Raw genomic sequence first — 23,710 nt, 5'->3', positions numbered from 1 at the left:
CCGATAAAGGAGAAAAAGCATGGGTATCAAAAATGAGGACGACAATAAAAGCCCCAAAAAACCATTTATATACTACTATTTAATCGTCATGATCGTCATGATTCTGTTCAACGCGCTGATGGTGCCGTGGATACAGTCCAGAACCGTGATCGAGGTGCCGTACAGTACGTTCCTTGAGAAGGTGGACGCCGGGCAGGTAACGGATGTCGCCAGAACGGACTCGGAGATCCAGTTTATTGCGAATACGGGCGAGAAGGACAGGAATGGAAAAGAGATATACGCGACGTATAAGACAGGCCCGTGGCCGGATGAACAGCTGACCGAACGGCTTCTGGCTCATAAAGAAATCAATTTCCAGAAGACAATTGTGGAGCCGGTAAATCCGCTGCTGTCATTTTTCTTAACCTGGATTCTTCCGATTCTGATTTTCGTATTCCTTGGGAATATGATGGCGAAGCAGATGCAGAAGCGCATGGGCGGCGGCAATGCCATGACCTTTGGAAAATCCAATGCCAAGATTTACGCGGAGTCGGAGACCGGCAAGACCTTTGCCGATGTGGCGGGCCAGGAAGAGGCGAAGGATGCCTTAAAGGAAATCGTGGATTTCCTCCATAACCCGCAGAAGTATGCGGATATCGGCGCCAGCCTTCCGAAGGGCGCGCTGCTGGTTGGACCTCCTGGTACCGGCAAGACGCTTCTCGCCAGAGCCGTGGCGGGTGAGGCACACGTGCCGTTCTTCTCTATCTCCGGTTCGGAATTCGTAGAGATGTTTGTCGGCATGGGCGCTTCCAAGGTAAGGGATCTGTTTAAGCAGGCTAACGAGAAGGCCCCCTGTATCGTCTTCATCGATGAGATCGACACCATCGGTAAGAAACGTGACGGCGGCGGCTTCAGCGGCAACGATGAGCGGGAGCAGACATTGAATCAGCTTCTGGCCGAAATGGACGGATTCGACGGAAAGAAGGGAGTCGTTATCTTAGCGGCCACCAACCGTCCCGATTCACTGGATAAGGCGCTGCTTCGTCCGGGCCGTTTTGACCGGAGAATTCCGGTGGAACTTCCTGACCTGGGCGGACGCGAGGCGATCCTGAAGGTACACGGAAAGAATGTGAAGCTGTCCGATGATGTGAATTTCCATGACGTAGCGCTGGCAACAGCGGGCGCCAGCGGCGCAGAACTTGCCAATATCGTCAACGAGGCGGCCTTACGGGCGGTCCGCATGGGCAGAAAGCTCGTGTCTCAGGAAGATTTAGAGGAGAGCGTGGAGGTGGTCATCGCCGGATACCAGAAGAAGGATTCCGGTGTCAGCGTCAACGAGCGGAAGATCATTGCCTACCACGAGGTAGGACACGCACTGGTTGCGGCATGCCAGAGCAATTCCGCACCGGTACACAAGATTACAATTATCCCGAGAACATCGGGGGCACTGGGCTACACCATGCAGGTGGATGAGGAGCAGCGGTATCTGCTCACAAAGGATGAGGCGCTCAATAAGATCGCCACCTTCACCGGCGGCCGTGCGGCGGAAGAGCTGATCTTCCATTCCGTGACCAGCGGAGCTTCCAATGATATCGAGCAGGCGACAAGAATTGCACGGGCCATGGTGACCCGGTACGGCATGAGCGAGACGTTTGATATGGTGGCCTTAGAGACGGTGACGAACCAGTATCTGGGCGGCGATACTTCGCTGGCCTGTGCACCGGACACGGCGAAGCTGATCGACGAGGAAGTGATAAAGATTGTCAGAGAGCAGCACCAGAAGGCCCTTCAGATCTTAAAAGAGAACGAAGGAAAGCTGCACGAGATAGCAGAGTATTTACTGGATAAGGAAACGATAACCGGCGAAGAATTTATGGATATCTTCCATAAAACAAGCGAAAATTCTGTTGAAATCTAATCCCTGATTCATACGGTGGACTGACAGCCCTAGTACAGCATTGCATAAATAACTGAGTAACAGTGCCTGATATCTGCGTCAGGTGTGCGTCTGCGAAGCGACGGCGTAGCGGACCCTACGGCTAGCTTCACAGGCGTGCTCCTGGCGTAGATAGCGGGTGCTGTTACTTAGGAATTTATGCAATGCTGTACTAAAGTTTCGGGAACCAGGAAACCTCGGTATTTCATGACGGACTGGTCTTTCAGGATCGACATGCGGCGGCGCCACTCCCGTGGTGTCTGCCCCATGGTGTCGTGAAACTGCCGGTTGAAGCTGGACACGGAATGATAGCCCACCTCCTCTGAGATAGAGAGGACAGAGGCCTCCGTCGTTCGAAGCAGAGAGGCGGCCTGGCGGATCCGGGTGTCTGTCAGATACTTAAGCGGACTGGTCTCCATGACGGATGAGAAGATTCTTCTGAAATGAGCCGGACTTAAGCTGCAGAGTTCAGCCAGGTACTCCATAGAAAAATCATCCATGTAGTGACTGCGGATATATTCCAGTGCAGGAGCGATGACCAGCGCATTTTCAGGCGGCTGGTCATCTTTTTTTTCTGCCGATTCAGCAATCTGCCGGTATGCCCTGGCAAGATCGGTCAGAAGCGTAAGGAAGAGACCGCGTACCGAGATATCATAATAGTCTTCTTTTCGTTCAAGCTCTCTCATAATCTTCGCCGCCAGAGCGTGGATCTCCGGGTAATCCCGTTCGTTTAAAATCAGGCTGGTCCGGTGCTCCAGAATCGTTAAAAGGTTGAAAATGCGAAGATCCGATCCCGAAAACAATGGTGTTAAGAGCCCTGTGAGATCGACAAACAGGTACGACCATTTGCTTGCTGTTCCGGGGGAACTGTAGGTGGTGTGGGGAACATCGCAGGAGATCACGGTCAGATCACCGGTCCCAAACGGCCGTTTCGTATCTTCGAAGATCATGGTGCCGCTGTCCGATTCACAAAGCCCGATCTCCAGGCAGTTGTGGATATGAAGCCGGGGAGAGGCCACGTCGGAGATCCGCCATTCCTCCCCGGATAAGAGGAGAACCGGGAAACGGGAGGATAAGTTGTAGTCACGGAATTCAATGTATGGTCTTTTGCGTCTGGGCATGGTGGGTCCTCCTTTTTTCTATGATCCCATTATATCCGTAAATGATTGAAAATGCAAAGTTTTTGCCGCACTCTGACTGGAATGAGTGAGGCTGTTTTTATATAATTAAGAAAGAAAAGGAAGGAGAAGATTTATTATGGAGAAGACAAAGGGAAGTTTTACACTGCCGGGGGAAGCCGGCTATGAGGAGCTGACGCTCAAGCTGGCGGAACGCTGGGGCGCCGATGTGATCAGAGACAGTGACGGCACGGAGCTGTCGGAGGAGATCACAGGCGCGGGATATGGAATCTATTCCACCATCTGCCTCATACGTGATCACAATGTGTGGGCGAAGGCCCATCCGGACCAGCTTCAGCAGACGTTTCTCGTGACAGAGCCGAAGACGGCGTTTGGCGGGGAACTGACGTTTGACTTGATGGAGGATTTTTTTACCGAACAGTTTACTATAAACGACAGTCCGGAAGCGCTCGCTTACTGGCAGGTCTTTGACCGCACGGAGGAGACGGAGGTATCCCGTGCCAGCTGGCATTATGACAGAAACAGCGGATCGGTGGTACTTGAGGGTGTACATCCATTTCATGACTATACGGTGAATTTCCTGGCATACAGGATCTGGGAAGAAATCTCGATGTACAACCATGTGACAAATAACTGGGAGAAAGAGCATCTGATGCCGGTAGATCCAATCCACGAGGAGACCAGAGAATATCTCTATGGCTGGATGAAGAATTGGTGCGATACCCATCCGGTGACGACGGTAGTCCGGTTTACTTCCCTGTTTTATAATTTTGTGTGGATGTGGGGCAGCAGTGAAAAGAAGAGAAATTTATTTACAGACTGGGGCTCCTATGATTTTACGGTCAGCCCCGCGATGCTGAAGGCGTTTGAGGCGGAATACGGCTACGGCCTGACGGCGGAGGATTTCATCAACCAGGGAAAATTTCATGTCACCCATATGCCGCCTTCCAGGCGCCAGCTGGATTATATGGCCTTTGTAAACCGTTTTGTTGTGGACTTCGGGAAACGCCTGGTGGAACTGGTGCACAGCTACGGAAAGAAGGCGTATGTGTTCTACGACGACAGCTGGGTGGGAGTGGAGCCGTATAACGACCATTTTAAGGAATTCGGCTTTGACGGCCTGATCAAATGCGTCTTTTCCGGCTATGAGGTCCGGCTCTGCGCCGGGGCAGAGGTGGAGACGCATGAACTGAGGCTTCATCCTTACTTATTCCCGGTTGGGCTGGGAGGAGCCCCCACGTTCTGCGAGGGAGGAGACCCGGTCCGCGATGCGAAAGAGTACTGGATCCACGTGCGCCGCGCACTGCTCAGGGAAAAGATTGACCGGATCGGTCTTGGCGGATATCTGCATCTGGTGGAAGACTTCCCCGACTTTTGCAGCTATATGGAGACGATCGCGGATGATTTCCGGCGGATTAAGTCCTTCCATGAAGAGGGCGCTGTGTATACACTGCCGATTCGGGCTGCGGTGCTCCATTCCTGGGGAAAGCTTCGTTCCTGGACACTGTCCGGTCATTTTCACGAAACGTATATGCATGACCTGATCCATATCAACGAGGCTCTCTCAGGGCTTCCGGTTTCAGTGGAATTCATAAATTTTGAAGATGTAAAGGCAGGATGCCTGAAAGGCGTCGATGTCCTGATCAATGCCGGGGCTGCGGGAAGTGCCTGGAGCGGCGGGATGGCCTGGAATGACAGTGGTGTCACGGAAGCGGTCTCACGCTGGGTCTATGAGGGCGGCGTGCTTATCGGAGTAGGCGAACCGTCGGCAGCACCCGGGGCATCCGCGTATTTCCGTCTGGCTTCTGTGTTGGGAGTGGACGAGGATACGGGGGCAAAGGTGTGTCATGGACGCTGGGAGTATGAACTGGCGGAGAAACCCGGTCTGATACCGGCGGGAGCTTCCATTCGCGGCAGAAAAGGCATCTGTCTCACAGGCCCCGACACGGAGGTGATTGGGGAAAAGGATGGCCTGCCTGCCATCACGTCTCACCGTTTTGGAGGCGGCACCGCGTTCTATCTCAGCAGCTTCCAGGTGACGCCGGAAAATACCAGGATGCTCTTAAACCTGATGGTAAGCGGAATGGGTATGGATTTAAACCAGAAATATCTGACGGACAGCCCCGATACGGAATGCGCCTGGTATCCGGCCTCCGGTAAGCTGGTGGTGATTAATAACAGCGGCGAGGAACGGGAAACCGTGATTCGGATGGAAGCCGGCCGGCAGACGGTGAGACTGGAACCGTACGGCATGGCAGTGCTGGATGGGGCCGTGAACGGTAACCGACCGGAATAAAGGCTGGTATAAAAATGAATTTTCCATTGAAAATCGCCTGAGAGTAGTAGTATAATCTATCCTTGTATGGAAAAGTGAGGAAAGAGGTAGAACAATGGTAAAGGATTTAACGGTAGGGAAACCATCGTCAGTGCTCTGGCGTTTCTCCATCCCCATGTTTGTCAGCGTAATTTTTCAACAGATGTATAATATCGCGGACAGTGTGGTGGCTGGTAAATTTGCAGGTGAGGCGGCTCTGGCAGCCGTTGGGGCATCTTATCCCATCACCATGATCTTTATGGCGGTGGCGGTAGGCAGCAACATCGGCTGTGCGGTCGTCATTTCCCAGCTCTTCGGGGCAAAACGGTGGAAGGAGATGAAGACGGCTATCTACACGACGCTGATAGCCTGTATCGCGCTGAGTCTCGGTCTGATGGCTCTGGGCTTTCTCTTCTGTCGCCCGGTGATGAACCTGATTCAGACGCCGGCCGATATCTTCTCGGACGGAGCGCTGTATTTACGAATTTATATCGGCGGATTTCTGTTTCTGTATCTCTATAATGTGTGTACAGGCATCTTTACATCTCTGGGAGATTCCAGGACGCCGCTCTATTTCCTGATTGGTTCCTCTCTGGGAAATATTCTGCTGGATATGATCTTCGTCATCGTCTTTCACTGGGGGGTGGCGGGCGTGGCGTGGGCGACCTTTATTGCCCAGGGAGCGGCCTGTGTGCTGGCGCTTCTGAATGTACATAAAAGAATTGCGGAGGTAAAGACGGAGGGCAGCTTTCCGCTGTTCTCCTGGAATATGCTGAAAAAGATCAGTGTGGTTGCGGTCCCCAGTATTCTCCAGCAAAGCTTCATCTCGGTAGGCAACATGTTTATTCAGGGACTGGTCAACAGCTTTGGTTCCTCGGTGATTGCCGGATACAGCGCGGCGGTGAAGCTCAATACCTTCACGATTACCTCATTTACGACGCTGGCAAACGGACTCTCCAGCTTTACGGCACAGAACATCGGCGCAGGGCAGGAGGAACGGGTAAAGAGCGGATTCAAGACCGGATGGTTCATGGCATTCTGCGTCGCTGTGCCATTTACAATCCTGTTCTTTTTCTTCGGCGGTCCGGCGGTGACCATCTTTATGGAGCAGACAGGCGGAGAGGCCATGAATACTGGCGTTACATTTTTAAAGATCGTCTCTCCGTTTTATGTGGTGGTTGCCACGAAACTGATGGCGGACGGTGTGCTGCGGGGATCCGGCGCCATGGGCTGTTTCATGATCGCTACATTTGCCGATCTGATTCTCCGCGTGCTGATCTCCTTCGTGCTTGCCGGACCGTTTGGTGCGGACGGGATCTGGATGTCGTGGCCCATTGGCTGGACGATCGCTACGGCGCTGTCACTCAGCTTTTATTTGAGAGGGAAATGGAAATTCAGCAGAGATTTGTGATCAGCCGCATCGCTGCAGGAGAGCAGGACTCGGCTTTGCATTGACTGGATTCTGCTATACCGGTTTAATAAGATGATGCTCATACAACGTATCAAAGGTATTTACTGCGCCTCCATGCTCGACGATCTTCCCGTCTATGACCTTGTCGATATCAACACCGGTGAAGGAGAGCCTCTTGTGTGTAGGCTTTATTCCAATCCATTCGCCCTCGTGGGTCCCTTCCATGATGAATTCTGAAATCACATAGTCCCCATCCGCGTATTGCTTGATGATTTTCATCGTGTAGTCGGGATAGGTCTTTTTTACATCAATAAGATGCTGCTTCATGCCGTCGACACCCACGTGAATGATGGTTTCTCCGGCTTTTACAACACAGCTTTCAGATACGTACTGCGAAACCTGATCCAGCAGGTTTTCTGAGACTACGGTCTCGTAGAAATAGGTTACAATATCTTTATTCTCCATTCTGACACCTCCATGATGATTCTGGTTGGATCTGCTGCAATTATTTTAGAAGCATTATAACAGGCGGCAGACAATCCGTCTATAACTGTCTGTAATTAAATTTGGTGAAATTTTAGGGAAGGAACAGCGCGATCATGGTATTTTTCAGCATTGAAAAAGGAAGAAGAAGCAAAAAATCAGAAAATTAAGAAAGATGTCTGGAATAAATGGCGGAGAATGTGTATAAAAATAGAAACAATTGTAATAATTGTATACAATTTGAAAATTAACAAATAACATATAAAAAATAAAGAAAAAGTATTGACAAATCAAAACGCATCCGCTATAATAAAGCCAAGATAAGAGATAAGAAAACAAAAACTCCTAAAGAAAAAGGAGAAGAAACAAACTCTTAAGTATCAAAAATATAGAAGAAGGAGGTACAGTCCACCAGAAGCAGTAATTTAGCTTAATTTATAATAAAAATTATAAATTAGGCAAAAGGAAAAACCGATCTGCCGATGCTAAAAAACCAATCTTATAAGATAAAAGCAAAAGAGGAACATCAAAGAGCTGATATCAAAAAAATAAGATAAAATCTATGGAATGTTTAAAGAACTATGATTGTTTCAAGAAGTAGAACAAAAGAATAATCATCTTTGTTATATGACGAGAAAGTATAATGAGGAATGAAAGAAAATTTTGAAATACGAAAAGATGAACAGATAGTAAGAATGAAAAGTAAGAGAATAAACGAAAAACATAGATGAGGAAGAAGAGCAACGGAGAGAGGGAAAATTTCATATAGATCATGTTAGAGAAAGTACCAGGTACAAAAAAACATGAGAGAAAAGAGGTATCAAGTCCAATGGATGAGATAGTGTAGAAACGGGTATCGGATGAATGTCAAATCAATCGGTACCCGTTTCTATCTGTCTTTTTGTGTAAAAGAAAATGAAGAAAGATCCTTTTTCCGATGACCGGTGAGAAAGCCGGCGGTCGGAATAAGGATCTTTTTTATGTAATATGAAAGTGCTTCTATTACATAAAAAGCCCTCCGGGCAGGATGCGCACTTCGAGCTAAGGAAGCAGGATGCACACTTCGCGCTAAGGAAGTATGGCCGCTGAAGCGACCGCGCTCCGGCGCGAGAGTCCGGCGGGCCGGACTCTTTATGTTTATACGGGATTCTGAGGAACAAACGATGCCGGCACGACTACATGGCTATATTCCCTCTTTCCCTGAATTAACTCGATCAGCCTGGTTACACACGAGCTGGCGATCTGGGGAATGTCCTGCCTTATATAGGAGATGCGGTGATCGTCTGGATAATCGAAGGCTGTAATTCGGTAACGGTCCCACCAGCCGCGGCGGTCCAGGATATGGGAAATGTATTTTGTAAACTCGCGGTTGACACAGAACAGGCCGTCAATCTCCGGATGGCTGTCGAGGAACCTTGCCAGAAGCGCTTCTTTTTCAGCAGGGTCCGTGACGGACAGCGGAATCAGGCACTGATGCTCCGGAGGAAGAAGACAGCCGCCCTCCTCCAGCGCCGCCTTAAAACCTGACAGCCGGTCGCTGGTTACCGTGTTATGGCTGTCGGGAGACAGGAAGGCCGGATGTGCGATTCCCTGAGAGAGGAGATGGCGGACGGCTGTCCAGGTGATTTCTTCATTATCCGTATACACGCAGCTGCACCGTATTCCCTTTAAATACCGGTCGATGAGCACAAAGGGGAAATCGGTGAGATTCAGCTTTAAGATATCCTCATTGTACATCTCATGCTCGGTCGGGAAGATGATGAGACCGCTGGCCCCCCGCTCCTTAAGCTTATGGATGGCGGCCGACTCCAGCTCCTGATTCTCCCGGGTGATGGTGACGGCCAGAATGTAATCGGTGGCGTTTAACTCCTCCTCGATACAATTGAGAAGCTGCTGGTCGATGCTTGTCTTCATGGAAGGCATGATCAGACCGATGGTTTTTGACTTTAAGATTGTCCGGTGGTTGACGGTACTGTTAAACTCTGCGATCATCTGGAGCTGTTCCATGGGGCTTACAAAGGAGCCCTTGCCCTTCTGCCGGGTGATATATCCCTTATCCGCGAGCTCGGCCAGCGCGTTCTTGGAGGTGATATGGCTCACTAAATACTGCTCCGCCAGTTCCCGCTCTGAAGGGATACGGTCTCCGGGCTGCAGGCTTCCATCGTGGATTCTGGACAGAATGTCTTCTATGATCTGTTTGTAGAGTGGAATGCTGTTCATAAGAGGTTACTCCTTACTTAGTATACTAATTACGGATAAGGGGTTGAAGGGCAATGCATACCATTATTATAGTTACATTGAGAAAATAAAGCAAGCCTATTGTAAAAAATATCCAAATAGGAGCGAAAATATCGAGAAAAATTAGACGGTAATCTATTTTATACTAAGGTTAGTATATTAATTAGACTGCTCAAATAGTATAATGAGTCCAGATGAAGGGAAGGTGTTGCAAATGCATGAAGGAAAGGGCAGGAGACTGAATAAGCCGAAACGGGTAGCGGCTTTTGTATTTATCTCTCCGGCGGTATTATTTTTAGTTGTATTTTCCGTTATACCAATGCTGTATTCGTTTGGGATCAGTTTTTTTCACTATAACACATCCATGAATGCGGATACCATACGGTTTATCGGACTGAAAAACTACGTGAGTGTACTGACGAATAAGCAGTTTCTGGATTCCGCCTGCTGGACTTTTATATTTACCGTATCCGCTGTGGCGCTGAATCTCCTGTTTGGCATGACGCTGGCAGTGGTCCTCACGACGAATTTTCTCCCCAGAATATCCAAAGTGATGAAGACCGTGTTTACGATCCCCATGATGATCGCTCCTATCGTGATTGCTACCATTTGGAAGCTGATGTTTTCACCCATTTACGGTGTACTTAACGGACTGCTGGTTTCCATGGGGCTTGACCGGGTGGAATGGCTGTCCGCAGTGGTTCCGGCCAGAATCGCGCTTGTCATCGTAGAGGTCTGGGCCACCACACCGCTGTGTATGCTTATCTTTATGGCGGCGCTTAAAACCGTCCCGGAGGAGCTTTTAGAGGCCGCGACCATCGACGGAGCAAACTGGAGACAGAAATTCTTCCAGGTGACCATGCCGCTGATTCGTAACTTTACCGTCCTGGTGCTGACCATGCGCTTTATGGACGCGATTCGAATGTTCGATATTGTCTACAACTTGACGAACGGCGGACCCGGGACTTCGACAGAAACGCTGGCGTCCACCATTTACAAAATGGCATTCCGGTATTATAACGTGGGCGAGGGTTCAGCAGGCGCGTTTATCTTCTTCGTGCTGATTGTGCTGTTCTCCCTGCTGATTATGAAGCTTACCGGCAAAGAAGAATAGGAGGGAATGATCATGAAGAAGAAAATATTAAAGTCTGCAGGACTTCTCATCATTCTGCTTTTGCTGGGCGTGCTGTTTTTCTTTCCGGTTTACTGGACGATCATCACGTCGTTTAAGACAAAGGCGCAGGTGTTCGTGGAACGGCCGATCCTGTGGATCGATACACTCTATCTCGATAATTACATAGAGATATTCCGGAAATCCTACGTCGCCACCTTCTTTTCCAACAGTATGCTGGTGGCGGTGAGCACGACGGTTATTTCCCTGGCCCTGGCTACGATGGCAGGCTTCGGGCTGTCCAGGTACCATTTCAAGGGAAATAAAGTCATCAAGAACAGTGTAATTGCAGTCCGGATGATTCCGGCTCTGGTTTACACGATCCCGTATTACATCATTTACAGCAAGATCCATCTGCTGGATACGATGACAGGACTCATTATGGCTTACATATCATTTGCGCTGCCTCTGGCGATCTGGCTGTCCATCAGCTTCTTCTATGAAATACCGGACGAGCTGTATGAAGCGGCCGAGATCGATGGATGTACGGAATACGGAATGTATACGAAAATCGCGTTGCCGTTAGTAAAGGCGGGGCTGGTGGTAATTGCGATTCTGGTGTTTATCGGCGCATGGAATGAATTCGGCCTGGCACTGGTGCTCCAGTCTTCCGATGCAAAGAAGACGCTGCCCATAGGAATTGCCAGCATGGTACAGACTCATAAGGATACCCCTTCCGGCTCACTGGCTGCTGCGGGTGTGATCGCTATGATACCTGCTGTGATATTATCCATGACGACACAGAAATATATTGTGAAGGGCACGATGGCAGGCGCCGTAAAAGGATAAAAGAGCAATACATGAAATTTTAAATAGAAGTATAAATCGAGGAGGAAAGTAATGATGAGAAGGAACGGATTATGGAAACGCGTGGTAACGGCAGCGGCCTGTACGGCGGTTGCAGCAGCAGGTCTGACCGGCTGCAAGGTGGCTGTGTCGGAGGAAATGCAGACGACCGCGGAGACGGCGGCTGTTACGGAAGCGGCTGGGGGGACGGAAGTCTCTGAAAAGAAAACGATTGAAAAGTTTGGCAAAACGCTGGACAATCTGGACCTGGATGGGACGCTTCACGGCCAGTATGCAGGTCAGACGCTTACCGTTCCGGTGATGTCCGGAGATTTTGAAAAGGCGGTCAGCGATGTGGTTCCGCTGTTTGAAGAGCTGTCAGGGGCCAAGGTAGTGGTGGAATCAATTCCCGGCGAACAGTTTACCGATAAGCTGCAGCTGGATTTAAACAATACGAAGCGGTATGACGTGGTGCTGGCGCCCATCGCTTTCCTGCACAGCTTCGCAAAGGCGGACAAGATAGAGCCGCTTGATACCATGATCAGCCAGTATGCAGGCGAATCCTACGATACTTCGGATTTCCTGCCGGGTCTGTTCGATACATATGGAAACTATGACGGCAAGCTCTGTGCGATTCCTTATAAGCCGGATGTGGAGCTTTTGTTCTACCGGAAGGATTTGTTTGAGGATGAGTCTTTGAAGAAGGCGTATCAGGAAAAGTATGAGACTGAGCTGAAGGTTCCGGAAACGAATGAGGAAATGATGCAGGTTGCGGAATTTTTCACCAAGAGCGTCAATCCGGAATCTCCTGTGGACTATGGTTATTCCACGAACATGCTGAAGGGCTGTACCAGACTGCTGTGGATTAACCGCGGCGGCGACGATGTGGATGAGAATTTAAAGCCTAACATGAACAATGAAGCAGGTATTGATGCTTTAAACCGCGTGTTGAAGCTTCAGGAGTATGCTCCGAAGGAATGGATGCAGATGGGATGGGACGAGGCCAATCAGTTCTTTGCAAACGGCAATGCCGCGATGATGGAGCAGTGGCCTGGCCTGTGGCTGACATGCCAGTCGGATACCTCGGCAGTTAAGGATAAGATCGGCGTAGCAGTCGCTCCTGGTAAAACTCCTGTTCTCGGAGGATGGGGAGTTGGAATATCGGCCGGAAGCCAGAACAAGGAACTGGCCTGGAAACTGATTGAATTTATGACCTCAAAGGATGGAGAGCTGTTAAAAATTGAAAATACCATGGACCCGTGCCGTACCTCCACATACGAGGTGCCGGGAGTCGCACAGTCCAGTCTGCTGTATGGTGCGCTGATGGAATCCTTCCAGTATGCAAAGACGCTGGCCGACGTGGACGTGCCATACATTTCTTCTAAATTAAACGATGTGATGGAATTCCATATTCAGGAAGCCATGGCCGGGAAGGTGACTCCGGAGGAGGCGCTCGCCAATATGGAACAGGAATTCATCGATGAGATGGCGAAAGTGGAGAATTAAGACAAATAATAATTAAATGAACGGGGATAGAAGCATGGAAGAATACTTCAATCATGTCGAGTGGAATTTTATTAATATGAACAGCCCGGCGGACTTATTCTGCCATTATCGGGAGGACGGCACAATTTATCTGGAGGAATATGACAGATGCAGAAACGGCCACCTGCTTCTATCCTCGTTTTTTGTGGACGCGGCTTCCTGCGGGTTTGAGGCAGAGATCCTGGATATCCAGGATGGAGCGGGAATCGGCCTTTACTTTGGGGACGGCTGTTTTGACCGTTATATTCTGGCCGTCGTGGGAAATGGACGGCTGGAGGTGCGGATCCCCAACGGCGTGCCGCTGGGAGATACGTTTCGCTATGACGGACCCAGGCGGTGGTATTCGGCAGCGTCCGTACCGTTTACGAGAGAGCCCCCGTTCCGGCTGGGATTTCAGGCCGCGGAGAAAGGTTTTTCCGTGGTCTGCGACGGTGAAGTGCTGATCGACAGCACGGCGATTGCCGTTCCATGGAGAAAGCCGTATGCAAGGCTGGCGGTGATGGCCGTGAATGACAGCGATGCATCTCCGAAGTCAGGGGCCGTGCTGGGAAAATACCGGATGAGTGGCAGGGAAAATGGGGAGCGGATGGCCGGAGTCTGCGTAGACGGAGAGGGCCGGCCGCTGCCTCAGGTATGGCTCCACGTGGCCGGGATTTCAGGACACAGCGGGCTTACCGATGAAGGGGGCCGTTTCGATCTGGGATATCTGCCTCCTGGGGCTTATCAGGTGATTGGCGGGGCAGAAGGACGGGGATTCTGCCATTTTCCGGTGGAACATGGCGGCAGCGAATACCGATGGTGCCTGGAGCCGTACTGGCAGCAGGACAGCCGCGAAATGATTCCGCAGGGAGAATTAAAAAATGACTGTTTCTTAGCTTCCTTAAACGGCGTGTGGAAATTCACCATGGATCCGCTGGAAACAGGGGAAGAGGAGAAATGGTATCTTCCCGGCAGGCATACCTTTGACCAGAGAATCCGGATCCCCGGTTCCTGGCAGTCTCTGCGGGCTTTTGGGGAAGAATTTCTGGCCGATGACAATTCTCTTCATCAGGCCTCTTCGTTTCGATGTAACTGGAGAGAACAGGGACGGACAGCCTGGATGCAGACGGAGATTTCCGTGGAAAAGGAAACGAGGGTTCAGCTGGTATTGGGAGCTGTATCGGGAATTGCGAAGATATGGCTGGATGAGAAGGAAATTGGCTGTACGGTGGACTTTTATGCGCCCTGCCGTATCCGCCTGGGGCGGCTTAAGGCAGGCAGAAGGTATACGCTGACCATGGAGGTTCTGTATCCGTTTGAAGGGGATCAATGCTGCTTTGGAAAGCAGGGATTCTGGTTTACAGACAGCCCCGGAATCTGGCAGAATGTCTGGCTGGAGGAAGAGAAGGGAGTCCGGATCAGCGAAATTCTGGTGGATGATTACCGAAAAGAGGATGGCGGAATCCGTTTTGGCGGAAGAATAGAAGCCGAGGGGAATCCGGAGACCATGTCGGAGGTGAGCGTGGATTCCGGGACTCTTAAGTGGGACACAGAGAAAGATACTGTATACCGCCTGGATTTCCTTTACCGCGCACCGGAGGGGCACGCGGAGGCAGTGCTCGAGTTTGGAGAGACACGGCTTCCTGTGGATTTCGATGCGACATACGGCAAGGCGTATGACTGCATGACTGTCTATGTAAGGGACTGTGGCCGGAAAGAAGAGGCTCAGTTTAAAACGGAAGCAGGATATCTGGAGATTCTTCGTGTTCTGGCCGGACCAGTTGATTTTAATTGCCGTTTAGAAGTGAATCTTGAAATACCGGGAGAAGACGTAAGGATCGAAGCGCTGGAGCCTTTAACGATTAATAGCCGCGGCATACCGGAGGCTGCATTTCAAATCTTTGGAAAAGGGCTTATGCAGTGGGAACCCGGAGCACCGAACCGGTATATACTCTCCGCGTCGGTTGGTGGGGAGAGCGGCTTTGAGGGAACGTATGAACGCTGGGTTTCCTTTCGCAGTGTGGGGCAGAAGACGGTCAAGGACGGGACTGCGTATGTGACAGTGAACGGAAGTCCGGTCTATCTCCGCGGCGTTCTGGACCAGGGGTATAATCCCTGGGGGATCTATACGTATCCTTCTTTGACAGGAGAGGGACCGGGAAGCGTTTCCTTTGATGTAAAGGCGGCCGGTGAATGCGGATACAATATGATCCGGATGCACATCAAGGACAATGAGCCGGAATGGTACGCCGCCTGTGACCGGGAGGGGGTTCTGGTATGGGACGAGGTTCCTTCCTGCTTCTATGGGACGTGGAAGGATCCGTTGTGGCGCGGGCTGCATCTGCGGCGGCTGAAGGCTATGGCCAGGAAGCAGAACTATCATTCCAGTGTGGTTATGTGTTCTGTATTTAATGAATCATGGGGAATTCTCGGGGATCACGAGCGAAGCCCGTGGGATAACGATGAGGCTCAGAACTGGATTCGTACTTCGGCACAGACATATAGACGGCTGGCGCCAGGAATTCTGGTGGTGGATAATTCGGGGTATGGAAAGACGGGGGAGACGGATATTCTGGACTATCACAGCTATCCGACCGAATTTGCGGATGCAATGGACTTTTTTGAGAGGCTGGATAAGCAGAATTACCCGGGATCGGCGTTTAACTGCTATAACGAGGAAAACCGGCAATTGATGAAGGATGAAGCGGTGGCTGATCTTCTTCAGAGAAATTGCAGGAACCCGTTGAAGGAGACGGTATTTACAGGAAAGGACTGTCAGAAAGGGCAGCCGGTCATCATCAGTGAGTTTGTACACACCAATGAGATTGAACGCCTTGTCCGCATCTGCCGGTTTGCTGGATACGTGCGGATGAATCTGGCCTCTCAGGAGAATGAGGACACCAGCCCGTTTACCTCTCTGCGTGTCAGAAGAGATTTCGGCCTGATGCATCAGGATATGACGCCGGCCGGATACGAGCAGGCCAATCAGGCGGACTTTATCTTTCTGGCGAGACCCTGGCTGACCGGGGTGAAAACGGGAGATGTGGTAAAGGTGTCGGTTTACGCCGGGATCAGAGGAAGGGAACCGGAAGACAGTGATATTCGGGTGCGCTGGAGCCTGGCTGGTGTTGATTTTCTGGGACAGTGGAACCGGGAGCTGGACGGCGGTGAGGTTAATATGGGCATTCCGTGGCTGGAAACAGGAAAACCGGGTGAAATTGAAGTGAGGATACCGGAGGGAATCAAGGGCGCCTGGCTGTTTGCCTGGATCACAGACCGCGGCGCCACTCTGTGTGAGCACGATGTACAGTTTGAAGTTGTGACGGAAGAAGAGGCGGGACCGGAGGCGTTTTACTGGAATCCGGAGAACACGGACAGAGAAGTATTTTCTGGCTTTACCGGCAGGGGAAGCATGGAGAAACGCCGCGTATGGTGGGCGGCTGGCAGCGGCCGTGCTTCCTGGCATATTCCTGTGCCGAAGGGATACTGTGGAAATAAGATACTGCGGCTTGAGCTTTCCTCCTGCGAATGTCTGGAAGGAACGAGGCTGACGGATGAGAGGAAGTATCCGTCGAAAGTTCGGATTTACGTACAGGGAGAGCTGTGCGGAGAACTGGTAATTCCGGATCAGCCCTGGGATAAGAGGGCTCTGTTTTCCAATGCGGGGGCGGCGGAAGACGGGATTGTCTCGTACCGCCGTACGGGGACGTATGGTTATGGCTTCCGGTATGATATACCGGTGGAAGTGGAAGAAAACACGGTAGTGTCGATAGAGACGGATGACGGCGGATGCATCATCTATGGAAACCGGATGGGCCGGTATGGGTGTGATCCCATGTTTTTGGACGGGGAAAATGAGTAACAGTTCAGCCTCCGCTTCCGGCTGCTGCCGTCTGACCCGGCGCTCCTGTTTCCCGGATCTTTCCAGTTCCGGTTTCGGGCATAAGCATTTCTAATCGTGCAGGATTTTTCTAAAAGCCAGTGAAAATCCCCAAACTCGCTGCGCTCAGACAGGTGGGGATTTCCCCTGAACGAAAAATTCTGCGCGTTAAGAACTGCTAATACCCTGCAAAGTCACAGGAAAGATCCGGGAAACAGGAGCGCCGGGCCAGACGGCAGCAGCCGGAAGCGGAGGCTGAACTGTTACGAAAATGAGATAGAGGAGAATCACAATGATTGACAGAGAAAAAATGGCCAGCCCAAGGCCGGACTTTTACCGGAGGGGCTGGAAGAGCCTGAATGGAGCCTGGAAATTTGCATTTGACGATGAAAACATCGGTATACGGGAAGGATGGCAGAACGGCCATGCCTATGAGCGGGAAATTACGGTGCCTTTCTGCTACCAGAGCCGGAAAAGCGGTATCGGGGAAACGGAAGGCCACCCATGCCTGTGGTATGAGCGGGAATTTACATGGGATGAGCAGGCGGAGGATGCCAGGCTGTGGCTGAATTTCGGGGCCGTGGATTATGAAGCGGTTGTATGGATCAATGGCCGGTGGGCAGGAAGCCATAGGGGCGGACACACGCCGTTTTCTGTGGAAATGACACCGTTTGTAAGCCGGGCGGACAAAACGGCGAGAGTTACAGTTATGTGCCGTGACAGCTATGATACAGCCCAGCCCCGGGGAAAACAGCACTGGAATATCGAGACAGACCGCTGCTGGTATACGGCGACCAGCGGAATATGGCAGAATGTCTGGATGGAGATTACGGGACCGCGCCGTATGGAACATGTCCGGCTGATTCCGCTGCCGGATCAGGGTGAGGTGAGAGTGAAAATCAGCTTTGCGGAACCTGATGTCTGCGGAGAGGTGCGATGGAAATTAAAGTTTGAAGGCGGGGAAATTGGAACGGGCGCCGTAGCGGTAAAGGGAAAGCGCCCTGAATTTATTATAGCCGTGCGTCAGGAAGATCCCATCGACAATACCGTTCATCTCTGGAGTCCGGAAAAGCCGGTGCTTTATGATCTGGAGCTTGAATATCTGGAAGGGGCATCTGCCTGTGACCGGGTGGAGACGTATTTTGGGATGCGTACCATCGAGGTAAAGGAGAATCACGTTTTACTTAATCACTTTCCTCTGTACCAGCGCCTGGTTCTCGACCAGGGATACTGGCCGGACAGCCTCATGACGCCGCCGGATGGCGAGGCGTTTCTTAAGGATCTGGAGATGGTCCGCGCCATGGGCTTTAACGGCGTACGGAAGCACCAGAAAATCGAGGATCCGGTTTTCCTGTATCTGGCGGACCATATGGGAATTCTCGTGTGGGAGGAGATGCCGTCCAATTATGAGTTCTGCCAGGAAGGCATGGACGCGCTGCTGCATGAGTATGGAGAGGTGATTGCGCGAGACTGCAATCATCCCTGCATCATTACGTGGGTTCCGTTCAATGAGAGCTGGGGAATCAGAAACGTCCTGTTCGATCAGGAACAGCAGCATTTTGCGGAGACCTTCTACCACTATACGAAGGCCCTGGATCCATACCGGCTCGTCAGCACCAATGATGGATGGGAAGCTGTGAAGGCTGATTTTGTGGGGATCCATGATTATGAGAGCGACGGAGAAGTCCTGGCAGAGAAGTTCCGCGACATGGAAGCACTGATGGGATGGACTGCGGTTGGAAAAATGGTGTTGAGTGAAGGCCGCAGCTATGGCGGTGAGCCGGTATTTTTATCGGAGTTCGGCGGGATCGCCATGGAAGATGGGAAGACGGAATCCTGGGGATATAACGAGAAGGCGGCAGGGCCGGAAGCGTTTGCGGAGCGCTTGTCGAAACTGGCCGGCGCGGTGAACCGGATCGGAGGTCTGGCCGGTTTCTGCTATACCCAGCTGACCGACGTGGAACAGGAGACGAACGGACTGCTGTATGCGGACAGGACGCCGAAGATGGAAGTGGACAGGATTGCGGCTTGTATAACTGGGGAAGACGGCGGAGGAAGATAGCTGAGGAAAATCCCCTGGAGCGGGTTATTTTGCTCCAGGGGATTTTTAGATTGTTTTTATTCTGCCAATGCACCATCTGCTCCCAGATGGTAAACGGCGTTTTTCCATGTCACGGAGGTGTTTGCCGCCATTTCGCCGTTGCGGTTTAAATAGTACCACCGGTCCCTGTAAAAAATCCATTCATCGGCGGCCATGCTGCCGTCGGGCTTCAGATAGTACCAGAGGTTCTGATCCAGAATCCAGCCGGTCTGCATGTAGCCGGATTCGTTGAAACGGTACCAGCAGCCCTTGATCCATTTCCACTGAGACGACGGCCAGGTGCCGTTGTATTGTTTAAACCACCAGCCGTTTATATCCAGAATCCATGTACCGTCGGATACATCAGAAGTAGAAGTATTCCGGTCATTTGATGGTTTGGAATCAGGAGCAGGATCCGGTTGTGGATCTGGATCTGGTTCCGGTTCAGGAGCCGTCTCTTTGTACAGCGCAAATCCATAGATGGCATCACGGTTTATTTCAAAAGTAATCGTGCCGTCATGGTTTGCGGTATAGGTAACCTCCTCCGGAGCGGCCGCAGCCCGTGCTTTTACGGCTGGAACGAAGCGGTACAGTTTCAGGGTCCCTTTCTGACCGGATTCTATGGCGGGGACTTTTGCGGTGACGCGCACCGGATGGTCATTCAGGCTTAAGTTTTTGCCTTTTAAAAGGAGTTCCGGTCTGAATAAGGTCAGGAGCGCCGCGGTCCCGGACAGTGATTCCTGGAAAATTCCGATGGAATCGGATTCGTCGGTCAGGAGGAAGGCGGTACGCACATCCATTGTGCCGTTTGCGGCCTTTACCGTTATACTGTCAGCCGTTGTGTGAATCTCTTCCTTTTGGAAGCCTGCCAGGAGTTCCTTGATTTTTGCCTGATCAGATTCGCTTAAGACGGATTTTTCTTCTTCGGTCAGATTCTCGTATTTCTTCAGAAGTTCTTCGACCGCGTCGGCATTTTCATAAGTCACCTCGTCAATACCAGTGATTGGAGCCATAATTTCATCGGCAGAATCCATCAGCGCCAGCTTTTCTTTTGCAGCTTCGATGACTGCGGTGATGAGCAGAGTCTGTTCCTCGTTAAAGTGTGCGGTGTCGAGAGCCTGTACTTCCTTTAATATCATTTCTACATTTGACTTTTCTGCCCTTGTGGCATTTTCAATCTCATTTTGCCAGCGGGCCAGTTTCTCGTCCAGGCTTTCCAGAACGATGGTATACGTTTTTCCAAAATCTTTTGTGCCTTCTACGGTGATAATGGTTTTACCGTTTTGCAGGGCTGCGGTCACGCCTTCTTCTGCCTCAACCGCTTCATAGAGGCTGTTCAGGACGATGATGGTATCTTTGCCGTTCTGGGTCGGATTGGAGATTCCGGCGGTGATGAGGCCATTTTCTTCTGCGAGAGTAACAGAGGCGGGCGTCTTCGCGGAAACCGGAAGGTCTTCCGGGTCACAGGCGGTCCAGAAATTATAGCCGCTGACTCCGTATTTCGTATTCCCTACAGCCTGTACCTCCGGGGTGTTGGCGAGAATTATTACTTCCGGATTTTCGGAAAACTCCGCCATATCGTCCGGAGTTCTGCCGGGCAGAAGGACGTAGCTGTACGTATCGTTCTGCGGATCGGTTCCGTGGTCCACGGCAAAACTGATGTAGCTTCTGATGATTTCTTTATCATTTGCACTCCCTGCGGCTACGGCTGTGTTGATATCCCTCCAGTTCCCGGTTCTGGTTTCTTTTAAAACGGTTACTTCAGTTTCTTCCGGGAAATAGTATCCGATATTCTGCGATTCGCCGTTGTTTCCTTCCAGAAGCGCCCAGTTCATGGAGGCAGATGCAGGCTCGCCTGTCGTCAGATCCGCTTCCAGGCCGTCTATCCATACGGTATTTTCAGCATTTTCCATGGCTTTGCGGTTGTCCACGATCGTTTCTGTGGACTTCCCTTCACTGGAGCTGATTCCGGTGCCCAGTGCGGCGACTGCGTCAGGGAAGGTGAACCAGGATTTCTTTGCTTTCAGGGAAGAGATGGCGCCGCTCTTTGTTTCCCCTTCAAAATCCATGCCTACGGTTCCGTACTGGCTTAAGACGGAAGAACCGCCTACCCAGTCTTTGGAGCTGACGTGGGGATTCCAGGTGCCGTCAGTCGGTATAAAGCCCTCGGTATGGTCGGTGGTGATGCCGGCCAGCCGGTGGGGGTCTACCGTAGGCCAGTAAACATCTGCATATTGGGACTGATCCCCGTTGTATAAATAGAGGGCGCCGTCGCTCATATGCCAGCCTTTCCGGTTCTCGTTGTTGCCGTATTCGAAATTGCCGGTTCGCCTGGAGTACATACTGATTCCCAGATCGAAATTTTCTCCGTGGTAGACGGCTTTATCCATAACACCAAAATTTTTGTGGTAGATTTCATGGTCTTCATCTAAAGAACTGTCTGCCAGCAGGTTTTTCATGGCAGTCATATCGGCCACGGTCATACCTAAAAAGAAGTCTTCATTATATTCGAGCCCTGCCTGGATTTCCGTTTTTGCAAAAGCGCGGAAGGCTTCCCTTTCATCCGCCGGAGCCATATCTGCCAGATGGGAGACAGGCTTTAGCAGTCCGCGGCCGACGGTCTGGTCATTGGTCGATGGCCTTGCAATGCCTCGCCCGGTGGTCATATCCATCATGGCGCCGTCTGCATAGAGAGGGCGGATTCCTGTCCAGATCCACTGGAAGATGCTGGTCAGCTTATCGTCTGCCACTTCCCATGGGCTGCCGTCGACGATAAAAAGAAGTTTCTCAATTCCGCCTAACAGCGTGGAGCCGTAGCCTCCGGTGTAAGCCAGATTGCCGTGATCGATATAGGAACCGTCTTCATAATAGCCGTTGCCGTCGGATACAAAACCGATGGATTTATCCAGAGCCTCTTTTGCCATGTTGAGCGGCCTGGAGGTCTCGCCGATCGAGGAACGGAGTGCAGATACGAGTGATGCGTCGATTAAATTGGCCGCAGTATTTTTGATCTCGCTGCCGCTGGTGGTATGATACCGTTTATTGGGATCTTCGTTAAAGTTCTCCAGTGTCCGGGCTTCCTGTTCTATTAATTCCGGGGGCAGATCGTCGTACATCAGGATCACGGTATTGCATAAACTCTGCGGCATTCCGATAAACCAGTGCCACCAGTTCCCGTACAGATCTTTTTTTACATTCATTGTATCGTTGTACATGGTTGCGTATACCCACTCAAGAGCACCGATGATGTCTTCCTTCAGTTCCTCCTTTTGGTATAAACTGCTTCCTTTGGCACTGTAGGCTGTGGCCATCTGCTCTATCCTGGAAAAACCGGTTCCGAGACCTTCTGTTACATTGGCAGTGGTGTCCTGTTTTTGATACGTGAAATCAATATCATCCCATAATATGCGTCTGTCGCTGCCGCCCTTTTTCATGGTTTCCCAGTATGTGGCCGCAGTCTCTGTCAGGTCTTCCATCATGGCCGCATAGACTTCATCGGAAGGATCTTCGATGTTGTTGCCGGTCAGACGGTTTTTCCAGTTTTCACGGATTGTCTGATAGTATGGGCGCAGATTGCCATCTTCTACGGATATTCTGCATACGGCCTCATGATAATCATCGGTTTTAGCGGTGATCTCTGCAGCGCCCATGGAATAGGCGGTAACGATACCGTTTTCATCGACATCTGCAATCTCTGGATTTTTGGAATACCATTCGATTTGACTCTCGTATCCGTCGCTGCAGGCTGCTTTTAATTCAAGCGTATCTCCGGTGAACATACTGGCTTCTGTTTTGTTTAAACGCAGAGAGTAGGTTGGTAAAAGCTGAACGTCATCCAGACATACTTCTCCAGCCATTTGATCCGCATAAAATTCGATTTGAATGCCTGTCGCGCTGGCAGGAGGATTTTGAGATAGAAAACCGTACTGGATCCAGCCGTCGGTGGTGCCTGTGATTCTTTCAGTCTCAATGTATTCTCCGGATCCGCCTGGCAGCAGCCATGTTAATCTGGCATAAAAACCGGTGCCCAGCACATTCTCGGTTTTCACATAAAAGGTACAGAGATAGGTTGATTTAGTGTCAGCTATGCCTTTTATGGGATAGCTGATACCGAGCCGGGAAGATTTCGTTTCGGAGCGAATACGTAAATAGTTGCTGCCTTCCGGGGCCTCAGCTGGGGCTTCTGCAATTTCAAATGACATTTTTTCTGACCCGGTTGGCTTTGGCCACATGCCCCAGCCGGTTGGCATTATTTCATTTACCCATATTTTTTGATACTCTGCATTTGTTGTTTTTGATGTGGTCTCAAAGCTGCCGTTGGGATGAATGTTTGTGGCTTCCCTGCGCGGCGCATTGCTGAGCGTGGCCTTCTCCGATGCCTCCGGCTTGTGCGGATTCGAAGGTGTTGCGTTTGACGGCGTTGATTTTCCCGAGCCGCGCCCCGTGTCTGCGTCCGACGGACTTGCAGTTCTGCCGGAATATCTGGTGGATGCGGCGGATACCATTTTCCCGTACTGCAGCGACGCCATAGCCGGTGCAGTGGGCTGTACAGCCATGACTGCCGCCAAAACTACCGCGGCGGCTCTGGCCGTATGCCGGTTGACTTTTGTGCTCTTTCTCATAAACAGCCTCCCTTTGATCGTGTAATTTGATTTCCTCTGGTCCGGTATTTGGCGGAATTGGAGGAGTGATATCTTTGTTTAATCAGTATAAGGGAAAATGTACCAGGGGGATATATTTGGAATTTTGCTTTTATAGTCAATATTTAT

At 51.0% G+C, this 23,710-nt stretch carries 12 protein-coding genes; 8 read left to right on the top strand and 4 right to left on the bottom strand.

Going from position 1 to position 23,710, the window contains the following annotated elements:
• The first annotated feature begins 19 nt into the window (after nt 1-19).
• On the top strand, nt 20-1,897 hold the full coding sequence (gene ftsH, locus H8S75_RS17985) for an ATP-dependent zinc metalloprotease FtsH (RefSeq protein ID WP_187022822.1): 1,878 nt from the start codon (nt 20-22) through the stop codon (nt 1,895-1,897).
• Nucleotides 1,898-2,064: 167 nt separating this feature from the next.
• Here ftsH and H8S75_RS17980 read toward each other — a convergent pair whose 3' ends face one another.
• Nucleotides 2,065-3,036 carry a helix-turn-helix domain-containing protein gene (locus H8S75_RS17980; RefSeq protein ID WP_187022821.1) on the bottom strand — a complete coding sequence of 324 codons (972 nt, stop codon included), beginning with the start codon at nt 3,034-3,036 and terminating at the stop codon, nt 2,065-2,067.
• 136 nt (nt 3,037-3,172) lie between these two features.
• Here H8S75_RS17980 and gnpA point away from each other — a divergent pair, with 136 nt between their 5' ends.
• Both gnpA and H8S75_RS17970 read left to right on the top strand, forming a co-directional pair.
• Entirely contained in the window at nt 3,173-5,350 is a 2,178-nt protein-coding gene (gnpA, locus tag H8S75_RS17975) for a 1,3-beta-galactosyl-N-acetylhexosamine phosphorylase (protein ID WP_187022820.1), read from the top strand.
• 94 nt (nt 5,351-5,444) lie between these two features.
• Nucleotides 5,445-6,779: an MATE family efflux transporter gene (locus H8S75_RS17970; protein ID WP_187022819.1), complete on the top strand. Its 1,335-nt coding sequence runs from the start codon at nt 5,445-5,447 to the stop codon at nt 6,777-6,779.
• Nucleotides 6,780-6,833: 54 nt separating this feature from the next.
• Here H8S75_RS17970 and H8S75_RS17965 read toward each other — a convergent pair whose 3' ends face one another.
• Both H8S75_RS17965 and H8S75_RS17960 read right to left on the bottom strand, forming a co-directional pair.
• A complete protein-coding gene (locus tag H8S75_RS17965) occupies nt 6,834-7,244 on the bottom strand; it encodes an ester cyclase (RefSeq protein WP_187022818.1) in 411 nt (136 codons plus the stop codon).
• 1,155 nt (nt 7,245-8,399) lie between these two features.
• On the bottom strand, nt 8,400-9,482 hold the full coding sequence (locus tag H8S75_RS17960) for a GntR family transcriptional regulator (protein ID WP_187022817.1): 1,083 nt from the start codon (nt 9,480-9,482) through the stop codon (nt 8,400-8,402).
• Nucleotides 9,483-9,714: 232 nt separating this feature from the next.
• Here H8S75_RS17960 and H8S75_RS17955 point away from each other — a divergent pair, with 232 nt between their 5' ends.
• From H8S75_RS17955 to H8S75_RS17935, 5 genes are all read left to right on the top strand, one after another.
• On the top strand, nt 9,715-10,614 hold the full coding sequence (locus H8S75_RS17955; RefSeq protein ID WP_181988589.1) for a carbohydrate ABC transporter permease: 900 nt from the start codon (nt 9,715-9,717) through the stop codon (nt 10,612-10,614).
• 12 nt (nt 10,615-10,626) lie between these two features.
• Nucleotides 10,627-11,460 (top strand): carbohydrate ABC transporter permease, encoded by an 834-nt coding sequence (locus tag H8S75_RS17950; protein ID WP_187022816.1) that lies wholly within the window; start codon nt 10,627-10,629, stop codon nt 11,458-11,460.
• Between the two features lie 51 nt (nt 11,461-11,511).
• Nucleotides 11,512-12,963, top strand: a complete 1,452-nt coding sequence (locus H8S75_RS17945; protein ID WP_187022815.1) for an ABC transporter substrate-binding protein — start codon at nt 11,512-11,514, stop codon at nt 12,961-12,963.
• A 34-nt stretch (nt 12,964-12,997) separates the two neighbouring features.
• Nucleotides 12,998-16,843, top strand: coding sequence for a glycoside hydrolase family 2 TIM barrel-domain containing protein (locus tag H8S75_RS17940; protein ID WP_187022814.1), 3,846 nt, complete (start codon nt 12,998-13,000; stop codon nt 16,841-16,843).
• Between the two features lie 310 nt (nt 16,844-17,153).
• Entirely contained in the window at nt 17,154-18,923 is a 1,770-nt protein-coding gene (locus H8S75_RS17935) for a glycoside hydrolase family 2 protein (protein ID WP_187022813.1), read from the top strand.
• 56 nt (nt 18,924-18,979) lie between these two features.
• On the opposite strand, the gene H8S75_RS17930 is transcribed toward H8S75_RS17935, so the two are convergent.
• Complete coding sequence (locus H8S75_RS17930; protein WP_187022812.1) at nt 18,980-23,563, bottom strand: polysaccharide lyase family 8 super-sandwich domain-containing protein; 4,584 nt, start codon at nt 23,561-23,563, stop codon at nt 18,980-18,982.
• Nucleotides 23,564-23,710: the final 147 nt, after the last annotated feature.

The organism is Hungatella hominis, from assembly GCF_014288005.1.
Taxonomy (GTDB): Bacteria; Bacillota; Clostridia; order Lachnospirales; family Lachnospiraceae; genus Hungatella; species Hungatella effluvii.
Note: the sequence above shows the minus strand (reverse complement) of the source record. Positions and strands in the feature narration are given on the sequence as shown.

Coding starts and splice junctions, on each gene's coding strand:
- ftsH (WP_187022822.1), top strand. CDS start 20: ATGGGTATCAAAAATGAGGACGACAATAAAAGCCCCAAAAAACCATTT.
- H8S75_RS17980 (WP_187022821.1), bottom strand. CDS start 3,036: ATGCCCAGACGCAAAAGACCATACATTGAATTCCGTGACTACAACTTA.
- gnpA (WP_187022820.1), top strand. CDS start 3,173: ATGGAGAAGACAAAGGGAAGTTTTACACTGCCGGGGGAAGCCGGCTAT.
- H8S75_RS17970 (WP_187022819.1), top strand. CDS start 5,445: ATGGTAAAGGATTTAACGGTAGGGAAACCATCGTCAGTGCTCTGGCGT.
- H8S75_RS17965 (WP_187022818.1), bottom strand. CDS start 7,244: ATGGAGAATAAAGATATTGTAACCTATTTCTACGAGACCGTAGTCTCA.
- H8S75_RS17960 (WP_187022817.1), bottom strand. CDS start 9,482: ATGAACAGCATTCCACTCTACAAACAGATCATAGAAGACATTCTGTCC.
- H8S75_RS17955 (WP_181988589.1), top strand. CDS start 9,715: ATGCATGAAGGAAAGGGCAGGAGACTGAATAAGCCGAAACGGGTAGCG.
- H8S75_RS17950 (WP_187022816.1), top strand. CDS start 10,627: ATGAAGAAGAAAATATTAAAGTCTGCAGGACTTCTCATCATTCTGCTT.
- H8S75_RS17945 (WP_187022815.1), top strand. CDS start 11,512: ATGATGAGAAGGAACGGATTATGGAAACGCGTGGTAACGGCAGCGGCC.
- H8S75_RS17940 (WP_187022814.1), top strand. CDS start 12,998: ATGGAAGAATACTTCAATCATGTCGAGTGGAATTTTATTAATATGAAC.
- H8S75_RS17935 (WP_187022813.1), top strand. CDS start 17,154: ATGATTGACAGAGAAAAAATGGCCAGCCCAAGGCCGGACTTTTACCGG.
- H8S75_RS17930 (WP_187022812.1), bottom strand. CDS start 23,563: ATGAGAAAGAGCACAAAAGTCAACCGGCATACGGCCAGAGCCGCCGCG.